We start from the raw sequence: 13,682 nt of genomic DNA, 5'->3' as shown, positions 1-13,682 counted from the left end.
CGGTTTGTTAAAAACAACTTATTGATTTGTTATGGTTGATTACCAGCGCACATCGCGTTGTGCATCCAGTTGATTCATGGCTAATCCTTTCAGCGTGACCAGTGGTCTGGCGGTGGCCGTCCCTCCTGTGCCATCGGCATCGATTTGCAATTGCACGCCGCCTGATACGCTCACCCAGCGGGCGAAGCCATCGGCAAACGGCTGGCTGCCGCTGTAACCCAGGCTTTGCAGCAGTTCGCTGATCTGCAACTGGTCTTCACCTGGCGTAAAGTCGGTAATGGTGTCAGTGGCATCACGCATGCTCTGGTAAACAAAGGTATCGCGCCCGGCCAGACCAGTGAGGGTGTCTGCACCCAAGCCGCCGGTGAGCACGTCATCGCCTGCGGTGCCGGTCAGCGTATCGCGCTGATTCGTGCCATTGACTGTTTTCACCAATTGCACGCCGACAATCACCGGGTCATGATCTGATGAGCGGTATGGACTATCGCTATACAGGTCTTGCGGTTTGAATTCGGTGTTGTAATCAATCACCATCGGTTCGTCGGCATTGATGTGCCAGTGCGTGGTACCAGTCACTTGCGCTGCCATACTGCTGCTGGCCAATGCGTGATCGATATAGCCAGACTCGCCATCAAACACATAGGAGTAATCACTGTCGCCACTAAAGCGGGCAATTTGATCCTGCAAGCCGCCTGCAGTCAGGGTGAGGATAGGATCTTCTTTGCCATAGCTATTGAGGTCACCGATCACCACTACATCCTGATCACCCGCTTGCGCTTGCACGGTATTGATGAATTGCAACAGACGATCTGCCTGGGCGATACGACGGCTGTTGTAGCAGCCCTGACCATCGCCCTGATCGGCATCACTACCTGAAGCATCAGAGCAACTTTTGGATTTAAAGTGGTTGACGATCACTGTGAATTTTTCACCATTGGCCGCCTTGAAGGTTTGTACCAAGGGTGGACGGTTGTTGATCGCATCGTTATCAGACAAAGCTGCTGCTGCCGGGGTCAACTTGGCAGGCTTGTAGATCATCGCCACTTTGATCGCGTCAGTCCCTGTGCCAGTGACTGGATCAGCAATCGCCGCATAAGTATTAGCACCCACCGCGGCATTCAAACCATCGACCAGATTTTGTACAGCGGTGCTGCCGTTGTTCTGGATTTCCATCAGGCCCACCACGTCCGCATTGATTGCACTTAAGGCGCGGATGATTTTGTTACGCTGGCGGTTAAACTCGGCCAGGTTGTTGGCACCGCGGCAGTTAGAGGCAGAAACACTGCCGCCCAGGCTGCAGCCCTGACCAGTTTGGCCGCTCGCTGTGGCGCCATTGGCAAAGGTGGTGAAGTAATTCAGCACGTTAAAGCTGGCAATCTTGAGATTGCCTGGCAGGCTGGTAGGCGCAGCCGTACGTGGGTTTTCACGCTGGAACTGCACAGGCTCAGTCGGATTCAACTTGTAATCGCGAGGGCCGGTGCTAGACGCCGTGATCAGGCCATAATCAATCACCCCAGTCAGGTTTTCTACCACATCGCCAGCGCGCAAGGTATTGTCTTCACCAATAAACGGGATCGGGTTCGGGTTTTGCGCATTGCTGCCGTCATCGAGCACCAAACGGCGGCGGGCATTCTCATCTGCCAGCTGCGCTGCTGCCGCTGAGTTGGCTGAGTACAGATTGCTAGGCTTGAGCATGCGGCCATCTGCAGACAAAGTCACCTGGCCATAACGGCCCAAAAAGTAATTCTGTGAGGCGGTCATGGGGGTGGTGATACGCACCAGCATGCCTTCGTAGGCTTCCAGATCACCCTCTGTCACTTCAGGCAGGCTAATGTCGGTCGGCAAGATGACATTGTTGCTGCTTAATACTTGCAAACCACTCACATTCACCAGCTCAGTGACGGTATTGAACTCAGTCACATTGGCGGTCAGGCGGATTTTTTGGCCTTTGCTGACGGTGGGTGTCACGCCAGAGCCCAAATACACAAACACACCGTCTGACGTCTGTGGATTGCCGTCACCGCTCGCATCTTGCAGGTAAAACCCATTCAAACCTGGGAACACAGCGGTGACCACACCCTCAGTGGTGACGGTTTGCCCATTCAGTGGGCTGACAGAGGCGGTGCCCAATGCGCTGCCCTGAATCTGGTAAATACGCGTGATATTGCTGTTTTTGATCGTGATATTGACCGTACAAGTCGCGGTCTGCGCTTCGTTATTGGCAAACTGGATATCGGCCGTATATTGTCCGGCTGGCAGGCTGCCATCCAGTTGCAAAGCGGCGCTGGCAGACTGGCCGTCACTACTTGCTGCGGTAAAGTTAACCAGGCTGACACCATTGGGCGCATTTGAAGCCAGGGTCGCGGCATTCACTACACTGTCAGCATCCGACGCCTGCACCTGGCCTGCACCTGCCTCGCCCACTTGCAGCGTGATCGCCGGGCATGAGGTCACAATCGGTTGATTACCGGTGCTGCCACCCCCTGTATTGCCGCCACCGCACACATTCACCGCTGCGCTGCTATTACGTGGCGCAGGCGTGCCAGCGACAAAGTCGCTGCTGTTCTGGTTGGTATCCTCGCAACCGTCGCCTTTGCGCAACAAGGCCTTGCTGCTGCTAATCGCCGGCGCCGCGGAACCCTCAGCAAAGTTAGCCGTACCATAGCCCACCAGATCAGCAATCTGCGCCAACTGGCTGCTGCTACATGGATTAGAGCTACCGTTACAAGTCAGGCCAGTACTGCTCTTGACCAGCACCACCTTGCCATTGGTGCCACTCACATCCGTCGCATTATTGGCCGCATCCGTAGTTGGCAAGGCTGAACCGTTAGCCGCGCTACGCAAACCCACTAAGTAATATTGACCAGCTTGCAACAAGCCAGACAGGGTAGTCACCCCATTGGCAGAAAAATTCCCTGTCCCTGTCGCGCTGGCATACTGCACAGACCAGCCGCTGATATCTACTGCAGCGCTACCGTTGTTGAATAACTCAACGTAGTCCTGGTTATACACACTACCCTGACCGCCATACACCTGGCTAATCACCACCTCGGCATGTAAAGGGAGACTTAAAGAAGACCAGCCCAGACAAGCCAGCAACCAATGCATTTTTTTTAGTTTCATTCAGAACTCCGTCGTTATCCGCTCACGTAAAATCCTGAATACTTTAGCAACTTAGATTGCTGCCAATATTAATTTTGCTGGTAGAACACTAGGCAGGTTGGACTATAAAAATAGATTGAAATGGGCAGAGCGTTGTATTTTTTTAGTCTTATCCAGTGAGCAGGCACTAGTCCTTTTGCCCTGGTTCAAAGTGATATAAGCCCCATGCAAGCATAGGGCACCTCAGGCTGAGCTAAAGAAAAACGCCCACCGAATGGGGTGGGCGTTTTAACGGGATCAATAAAATATTAGTCTTCTAGACGGATGGTTTTAACCGTCACGATCGCAGGCAACTCTTTAGGCGCTACATTCTGGTTAGTCATCTGGTTGGCGAGATTTTCCGTCATGGAATTCGTCACCCCCGCTGCAGTATTGCTGACGTTAGCCACAGCGCCGGCAAGACTACCCGTGTCTGCCGCGGGTACGCCGTTGGAGCTACCCACCGCCGTAATATTGCTGGCGTTGCTGATGACTTGCGCGCCAACGAACAAGTTACCCCCAGAAGAAACACCCGCCTCGCCTGCGTCCAACGTACCACGAGGGGCCGCCAAATAAATAGTTCCAGCCTCAGGGCCCTTGGGTCCAGTCGGCCCATCAGGATCATACGTAGAGGTACTTAAGCCACTCCCTGTAGCAACCCCCTTGACCTCCACGCGGATATTGCCATCGTTATCAGGGTTAACCACACGTTGTGGCGCCGATACCGCATCTTTAGAGCCTCGTCCAGCGTTGATATCACCATGGCTAACCCAGGCACTCAAGTCACCTCCATATAAAGTGGATACCTTAGACTGGTTAACCTGAAAGCCCTTATCCGCGTAGACATTAATGTTTCCGCCACGCTCTGTGACAATCCCAATGTCATGAGTAAGTGCAGGACCGGCTGCCACGCCGGCATTCAATATCCCGCCTGGCACCATGATATTAATATCAGCATCACGCGCAGTTCGTATCTGGCTTTGATACATCAAGATATCGCCTTTGTAATCACTGCGCGGGAACAAGCTGGCAATCTCAGCATCCCCTCTCGCCGTTTGAGCCGTCAATGAATAATCTTTCGTGGCGTAAACCATCTCCTGTCGGAAAACCGCGTAAGCCAAGGGTGCCTGGTCATCCGTACTTAGCGCCAGATATTGCTGCATTGCATCATTTGCGGCCAACGGCTTGCCAGTACGCTGCTGCATAAAGTTTGTCACCAGATTAGTGACCGTTGCTCGATAAGCGACAAAGTCCTCTTTGCTGACATTCACAGGTCCACTACCATTCGGGTCTATATACTGCTTAACAAATGAACCAACATCGGCGCCTTCACTGCCCACACCAGCCAATAGGGTCACATTAGCCCCCTTTAATGGCAAGTTAGCATTGACATTATTAGCCACTGACTGAATGCCGCTGGTGTTACCCAAGTCAATATTCCGCCCAGCCTGCACGATCAAATCACCAGGGCCACTAATATTCACTGCTGCCGACTCAAATCCGTTTTGCATTACAAAATCATTGCCTGCTTTGATCATGGAAACATCGCCTGGGTTGTTGTTCTGGATCGAAGCACTCAGTGAGACATTATTTCCAGCGGAGATATACACCTGTTTTGATGATAGCAGGCCTAACAGACTAGAAGCGCCCGAGGCAGGGCTCCCTGTCAGGTTAACGTCTCCAGCCTGGGCAATCAGTACTAATGGCTTCGTATCGCCTAAATGTAAGGGCACTGTGGTATGCCCATCTTTTATCGTATTTAACTGGCTAATAACAGAACTATTATTCGCTGACCCAGCTAATGGGTTTTGTATATTCAAAATACTTGAGATATCAGCTTCAGACAAAATAATTTGAGCAACAGGACTGGTAGTAGCACCCAAAGTCATCCCTGTGATGTCGCCTTGTGCCATCAGTTCAAGCTGACTTTGGCTTGAGGGGGACATGATCATTCGATAAAGATTGATATCACCACTAAATGAAGACCCATGTACCTGAGGTGGGTGAATCGCCCCTAACATCGCATTTGAAGTAGCAGCAGTGTAATTATTTCTCGACAAACTAGTAGCATTACCAAACATATTGGCACTATAAAGACCAGCATTTGGCAAACTTGCTTTCACGGAAGGATTTGCAAGTTTTTGCGCATCCTCTTGCCCTAAGGTCAAGTCACCAGCCAGCGCACTGACATTTAATGCACTGCTATTGCCATACGTATCAAAAAAACTGCTATTTTCTGGTTTACTATCAATAGTGCCCGCCTGAACCCATAACGTAGGGTTAAATACCGTTTCAATACGCAGATTTTTACCGGCAGTCACGTCAGCACTTGCATCTTGCAGAGCAATGACAGTGCCCATCGCATTTGGTGATTTATTAATGCTCCCAGTTGCATGAATATCCAATTGACCACGACCAACATAATAGACACCATTCGTAATATCACCACCGCTATTAATCAAGACATCGCCACCACCATTCACCAAGGTTGTGAATACGGTTTTTCCATTTTGATCAATTGTAGTGGCAGTTTGGGCATTGGTCGCAGAAGAGGCTGACAGATTAGTGATATTGCCTGCCGCATTCACAGTCACATTCCCACCACCCAAGGCAGCAACACCCTGATTAAACAAGTCATTTCTTACCCACCAACTGGTATCCGCACCGTTCCCTCCTTGACGGAGTAACCATTGGTTAACCGTTTGCACGGTAGGCGATCCAGCAATATTCCCTTTAGAAGACAATGAGATATCGCCTCCGCCATACATATAGCTAGCATCGCTGTAGCCATTTATATTAAAGGGCGCCAACTTAAATGTATTTGAATTGTTTTTATCCGGAATATAGCCGATGTCCACAAAGGTACCTTTATGGAATCCAGCTAAATCTGCAGCCTGTTTGCCAATGGTATAAATAGCTGCGTTAGTGGCCATTATCATATCTCCGCCTGAGGCAATAGAGATATCACCTGTGCCAGTTCTGATCATCTTTCCACTACTTAAATTAAAAGAACCAGTGCCCGCTATCGTTTCCATCAGATTAGCTGCGCTGTAGTCGGCACCCGCAACCAGTTGAAAGTTGAATGTCGAGGAACTCGGTTGAAATACAGCGTTACTCAGATTAGAGCTAAAGCCATCACTCAGGCTACCATTCAGTGTCAAATTACCACTAGATAGCAATGCCAGCGTTCCGCCTTTTCCAGTGATCAAATTGCCAAAGTTGCGCATATTTTGGTCTGCCGCCACACTCATCGCAGTAGGTGAAGTCCCGGTGGTACTTTTCACAATGATATATGGCAGCACCCGGATGGTTGCACCATCTTGAGTCGCCTGATAGCTACCGGCCGTCGTGTTGGCATTGTAAAAACTGTTGGTATCGGTAACGAGTCCCGTAATACTGCTGTTGAAAACAGTTGACGTATAGGTACGCATGCCTTCTACATCCACCTCAGTAGCCCCACGCACCGCACCGGTCGTATTAAACGCTACGTTGACAGTATTCGCAGTATCTTTGCCACTCGTGCCGCGGCGCCCTACCAATGTCACACTACCGCCCGCACCATCTACACCTATTTGATTATGCTCAGTCGCTTTATAGCCACTGACATCAATCAAGGCGCCTTGATCAGCCGACACCGCATTCACACTGGCTGTGCTGCTAGAGGATAACAAGACCGTGCCGCCGGAACCAGTTTGTAAGTCACTGGCAGTTTGATTTGCCTGCTGGCCACGGGCGGTAATTTTTGCTGTATTCGCCAGAGAAACCAGGCCATTGGCATAAATAGCCACATCGCCGCCTTGGGCGCCATCCGCATTAATGGTGCCTGCTATATTGGCATTGCCTTTATCTACCCCGAGCGTAAACTGCTGTGCCGTGACAGTGTCCCCTGCAGCAATGGTCACATTGCCATTACGCACACGCATGTCACGGGACTGATTAAAGTCCGCAGTTTCAAGCGCCTGGTTAACTGCGCTGAAATTATCCATGCGCCCCACATCCAGCTGGAAGGAGCCGGTTTTCTCGCCTGCAACTGCTGTGGCTTTCAAGCTGCCATCGGCCACAATAAATTGCCCGTTAGTCGCGTTTACCGTCAATTTACCCGCGGCCCCTTTGGTGGTACCACCAGAAACATCCACCAGCGCATTCTGTTGTACCACCACATTCCCCGTGGCAGAAGCAAGGGTCACTTTGCCTGCATCTGTGGTATCCGAGTGCGTGACATCAAACTGTTTTGTTGCAGATTGTGTGCTGACGCGTGCACCAGAGGCCACGACTAAATCACCGTTATTAGACTTAGCCGTGAATTGACCCGCCAGCAACTCGATGTTGCCGCCCAAGGTCGTCTGCTGTGCCGTTAAAGTCACATTCGCCCCAACACCACTGGTCGTCGCAGCAGGGAGTCCATTGCGTGTGGTTTGCAAGTTACCCACGGCATTCACTACATAGTTCGCGCCTGAGGTTGCGGTGATCACAGCACTGTTCAGGGTGGTATTGGCAGCATTGATATTTAACTGGCCACTATCGCGCATGGTGATGGCTTTATCCGCATTCAGCTGCACGGCATCAAAGCCTGCAATATTAAAGCCCTGGCTTGCACCAGTGCCCACGCTGGCGCTACCCAGTATCAGATTCTGTGTGTTCAAGGCCAAGTTCGAGGTACCAGCATCGGTTGGCTGATTAAACACAGTACCCAAGGTATTGGTCAGTGTCAGCGTGTTAGCCAAAATATTGATATCACCTACCCCGTGATGCGACAAGCCACTGCTATTAAAGGTGAGGTTGAGTTGACGATCGCCAAAACTCACGCTGCCGTAGACATCAATATTTTGATAACTGTTAAAGATAAAGTTACTTAAAGTGCCATAGGATTGCAAAGTAGTTTGGTCTATGGTCGTTCCCGCCCCGGTTGGATTATTCCCCAGGACAAACTGATTTGCCCCCAATGTTAAAGAGCCTCCGCTGGCAACGGTCAGGCTACCGGATTTATCCGCTGACTGTGTCGCATCCATGACTGCAGAACGCGCGGCACTCACACTAGCGCCTTGCGCAATTGTGATCACCCCACTCTGGTTATTGGCATTGGTACGGGAATAATTGAAGTCATTATTTGCCGAAACCGCCAGCAATGTCCCTGCGCCGCTGGTGTTGAGTACTCTGGTTCCGGCCGCCCCGTTGCTGGCCGTGGTGGTAATCACCGCACCACTATTCACGTTAATATTATCAGTAGCAGTGACAATCAGCTCACCCATGCGTACCTGATGATCGGCATCATTCGAGAAGGTAACTTGCGTGGCTTCAGTGTTAATCGTTTGCGCGTTACCGTTGACTGTGCGGGTGCCCCCCAATAACACACTATCGGCATCAATTTGATTCAACTGAGCCGCTTTAATTTGCAAGACCCCAGCTTGGCTGCTGCCTCTTTCGGAAACGACTTGAATATTGCTAGATGAGATATCAACGAGCGCACCCTTGCCGCCCGCACCTGCTTTAGTCGCGATGACACCATCCAGATTCAATTGGTCACGTGCAGCAATTGTCAGCTGCCCGGCATCTGCGGCCAAGGGCGCAGTAATTGTGTTATTGGTAATCGCCTGCTGATTTAAAAATGCATTGGCATAAGTGATTTTATATTCCGCCGGGCCTTTATAGTTTTTAGTCCCAGCATTGTCATAAAACACTTTGCCATTCAATATCTCAAAGCTGGTATATTGGCCTCGGCTGCTACCATCCAACTGAGTAATATAACCTGAACTGAGGGTAGAGCCGTCCAATTGGGCTGTTTGTGTATTTAGCGGCAATGGTGAACCATCCACCTTAACTAAATACGCGCCTGGCATCAAGGCATAGTGCGCAGGCAGTAGCGTATACTTGCCTGCACTCAAACCATTGCCGCCAGCCAAATAGATCGCCTGCCCCAAGCGCACATCAGAACTAGCAAACATATTGTAATCATATGGGGCATATTGATTGCCTAGCGATGGCAAGACTGCATAATAGCCTTGAGTATTCAAAATATCAGTCGAGCCACCGATGCCCTGTATCCACTCAAACGCCTGGGTATCACCACCGCCAGAGATATCCAATCTGGCATTTTGCTGCAGATCAACATTGATCCCGTTCACATGGATATTTTTTCCATCAAATGAAGCCTGACTTGTAAGATTATTTTCGGCAATACTCATTTTACTGCCACCTAAGACTGTCACCGCATAAGGGAGCAAACTACCCTCTGCTGACACAGAAGTGAGACTCCCTGAGCCAAAGGTAATGTTTTGTGCTTTACCCAACTGAGCCGTCAAGGGATCATATTTACCAAAGTTAATACTGCCTAATGGTGCCCTGAGCACCCCATTCTGGTTAATATTATCTGCACTCAGCGTTAAGTTGGCGTAAGCAGACAACGGCATGCTGGATGATCGGCCTTGAGAGTTCTGTACTGTAATACTGCTATTATTGCCAGCCGCATCAACCCTAAACGTATTGCCGGTTGCTGAATAGACTTGGGCAGCATCCATTGTGATTGCCTGCGGTGCAACGAGCGCGCCTACGCCGTTAAGACTACCTATTTGACCGCGCAATCGAATATCTGAACGGCTATTTAAATTCAGTTGTGCGATGTTGGTGGCGGCCACACTACCGACCACATCAATAAAATTGGCATTGATATTGAGTGCGCCAACACCAGCCAGTACATCATTATCTGTCAATGTGGCACCAGTGTTATTTGCTAGGATAACCTGTGAAGCCTGAATATTGGCTGCGCCACTAATCGCACTGGCATCCAGTTTAATGGTAGAGGGAGCGGCAAGCGTAAGCCCTTGCTCCAGCACAAGATTGCTATTTTTGAGCGTATTAACATTTTTGATGGCAAGATTCACATTATCAAATCCGCCTTGTGAAATCTGTGCCTGCGAAATCTGCCCTTTACCCGCGGCATTTGTGAGTGGCAGATTACTTGCTGAAGTATCAATCAGGTTACTGACATCGCCGCCAGCTGTATTCCCCGCCGCCAGCAACTTTTTATCTTGCGTCACCGTTAAGATACGCTGGCCATTAGGGTAAAACAACGGACTATCAGGCGTTTCAGCGCCGATCGCACTCTCACCGCCAAGCGTAACCGTCAACGTTCCTGCAGCCGACTGCCCAGCCGCTTTACCAAATAATGTCCCATCAATGGCCAGGCCATCTCGCCCGATCAGCGAAATAGTACCAGCTGCGCCATCCACCTGCTGACGACTGTAGCCAGTGGTCGTTTGTAAATCTACAGCACCAGAAACCCCTGAAACATCAACGACACTGCCTTGTTTTAAAATCAGCACGCCATTATCCGTTTCGAGCGTCACACTACCGGCATTGGTCACTTGTGCGCCTCTCAAGTTGCCATCGGTACTCGGCGGCTGTATATACTGACCGCTCGCAGCAATACGTGCATTTTCGCCTACAAACAAGCTCAACGTATTATTAAAAGTGCCATAAGGCACAGTTACATTTCCATCCTGAGTAAGATCGTGAGTGATAGCTAATTTAACATTCGCTGCCGGGGCAATAATGTCACCCAAAACAGTCATTTGACCTTTTGAAGCCAGGCTAACATCCCCGCGTGCACCGGCTAGCTGAATCGGAGCATCAGTGAGAATCGCAGCATGCTCATTCAACAACAACTGATTCCCTGCATTCACGCTCAAAGAGACTGGATTACGCGCAAAAACCGGTGACATGGTCACGTTTGTCAGTGCACCAATATCACTTCCACTGCTGGCAGACGTATACCCGCCAGTTAAAACACGGGTAGTCTCGGTCGGATGAATGAGGGTTGCATGGTCGGCATCATCTCCAATTTTGACCGAACCCAAAGCGCGATGACTATTGTCAATCACATAGCCCGAAAAGCCCCCTTGCTTAAAAAAGCCTTCAGAAAGCCACAGTGTATCTGCCACTTGTGGATTAGTGCCGCCAAGCTGGATATTCTGCACCACACTTGCGCCCTGCCCGTCGCCTTGTAAAGCAACTGTTAATTTCCCTCCGCGAGTGCTACCTTGCGCAGAACTCAAACCGTAAGAGGTAATAACGCCCTCTGGTGACTGATTTTGCGCAAGCGTCACCGCCACATCTCCGCCATGCCCGCTACTCAACGAGCCATCACGTTTAACCCATGCGCCCGCACTCGCGTCTATCGTTGCACCATTTTGCATGATCAGCCCATCAGTGACAGTCACATTGCCACCATTGGTGACAATTGGATTAACCATTGCCCCGCTGACACCAAGCAAATCATTAGTAAACAACCCGGTACTGCTGACCTTCACGCCCTCACCAAGCACAACATTGGCATTTTGGCTTGCACCTAGGCTAATATTGCCACCAGCAACCCGAATATCCTGATTGACATTCACACCACTACCACCGACGATCTTGATACTTCCCGTCGGGCTAGCCTCAAGCCGTGTATTGATATTCACAGCTGCTGAAATAGCACTGACATTTAAATGATTCACGCCGTTGGAAAGTACATCAACGTTGAGTTCAACCGTTTTCTTTTTCTGATCATCTAATAGGCTATCGCTTGTAAAGTCATTAGGTAGCCAATTTATGGCATTCGTAATGTTAAATTGACCAGCTCCACCATAAGTAATGCCTAAGGTGCCACCAGAGGGAAAGCCGACAGCGGAAAAATCTCCACGTTGAAAAGTGCCGATGGTGGTTGCTGCAAATAAACTTCCTTGCAAAGCCAATTGTTGACCAGCAGTAATATTCACTGCCCCAGCATTATGACCTTCGATATAACCTGGCTGGTATTGACCATCATTATTGCCAACTAAGCTCCAGCTTTTAGTAACATTCCAGTTTTGGTCTGTCACTTCATACTGATCATTAATCTGTGAATAAGGCACTCCCGCAACTGCCTGAGAAGCACTCACCCACTGGCCGTTAAAAAACAGGCGACTTTCACGGATATTGCCAGACAAATAGGTAGTTGTCCCCGCAGACGTATTGATAGATGAACCCGCACGTGTAATCACGGTATCCCCGGTCATGCTCACACTACCGCCATCAGTCATCAGTTCTGCCACTGTCTTTTGCTGAGATTGCATAGCAGCGTTAATCGCTGCCTGACCAATAATAGAAGTGCCCTTGCGCGCATCCAGATATAAGGTTTTACCCAGCAAGTTACTGCCTCGCAGGGCTGGAGAATCATTCAATTGCTGAGAGTAGAGCTGTATAGTCAGCTGGTTGCGTGACATAGGTGCCACTGCATCCACCCCTGAAACATCAATAGCCGCATTGTTACCCAGGTAAATTTTAGTCGTACCGGTATTCGTTTTACCTGTAATTTCTACATTGCCACTATTAGCCACAATACGGCCATCTATCGTAATATCCTGCCCCTGAATCTTTACCTGAGACTTGGTCACCGTCTGTGCATTTTTCACAAGCTCAGGGTTGTTTACATCCACCTCGACAGTGGTTTTACTCCCTTGTGACAACATCACACTGCCATAAGTATTACTACCTGGAGTGTCTTTTTTGCTGATGTCATAAGCATTCAAGTAAATAGAGCCATTGGCACGCACGGTTGTCTTTGCCGAGATCAGCCCAGACTGATTAACGGCAAGTCCCACCAATGTGGCATTGCCACTGCCAACAACAATCTGCCCCAGATTTTTGGCTGCCCCTCCTGAGGTAACCTCTACCAGCAAACCAGGAATGGTTTTATCAGCTTCCAAGTAAATCGACTTCCCGGCAGCCAAAATCACCTGCCCGTCAGGCGCTTGAATGAGTCCACTATTAGTGACATCTGGCGCCATGAGTAAGATACGACCACCTGTGGCTGCATTCAGTCTAGCGTTTTGCGCTACGTCTATGCTTCCCACCATGCCAACAAAAGCGGGATTATTTCTATCGGACAAAATGCCACCTTGATACATGGACTCAATCCCGTTATCAAGCGTAGTCGCCGTTAACGAACCCACATTGACCTGTGCACCTTGCCCAAAGTAGATGCCGTTCTGATTCACAATATATACATGACCGTTGGAGTTAATGCTGCCATAAATCTGGCTAGCCGCATTGCCCATCACATGGTTGAGCACGCTCGAGGTTGTATTGGGCATATTAAAATCAACCCTGGCATTCGCACCCACATTAAATGCGTCCCATTGGATAATCGCTTTATTGGTAGTTGAGTTGACCCCTAATCTGCCAGCGATACTGGCATCGAATGAAGCGTTGCCATAGGTCACCACTGGTCGCACTGGTAGTGCGCCTGGTGGCAAAGGGTCATTTGCTAGCACTGCCGTAGAAAAGCTTGATAAACAACCCGCCAGCCACAATATGGCAGTACCTGCTGCCAACCGCCAGCAAGGTTGTGAGGTGGCTGATTGCGCCGCAGCACTTGTTCCAGACAGCGGGCCTGATGACTGGCCTAGCTGAGACTTGGCAATTTCAGCAATCGGCACCAGCATCCCCACGCGGCGGCTGAAAACGAGTTTGAAGCGCAGTTTATTCATTTGGAATACCCTTTAATACATGCTTAACAACAA

Annotated in this window: 2 protein-coding genes; both read right to left on the bottom strand. The window is 49.9% G+C overall.

Going from position 1 to position 13,682, the window contains the following annotated elements:
• Positions 1–39: 39 nt before the first annotated feature.
• The gene (locus tag ACT53C_RS14065; RefSeq protein WP_476146975.1) at positions 40–3,123 is read right to left on the bottom strand and encodes an ExeM/NucH family extracellular endonuclease; all 3,084 of its coding nucleotides are present in this window, start codon (positions 3,121–3,123) and stop codon (positions 40–42) included.
• Positions 3,124–3,410: 287 nt separating this feature from the next.
• Complete coding sequence (locus ACT53C_RS14060) at positions 3,411–13,649, bottom strand: filamentous haemagglutinin family protein (RefSeq protein ID WP_476146974.1); 10,239 nt, start codon at positions 13,647–13,649, stop codon at positions 3,411–3,413.
• Between the last annotated feature and the right edge of the window lie 33 nt (positions 13,650–13,682).

The sequence above is a fragment of the Methylophilus sp. DMC14 genome (genome assembly GCF_056314085.1).
Note: the sequence above shows the minus strand (reverse complement) of the source record. Positions and strands in the feature narration are given on the sequence as shown.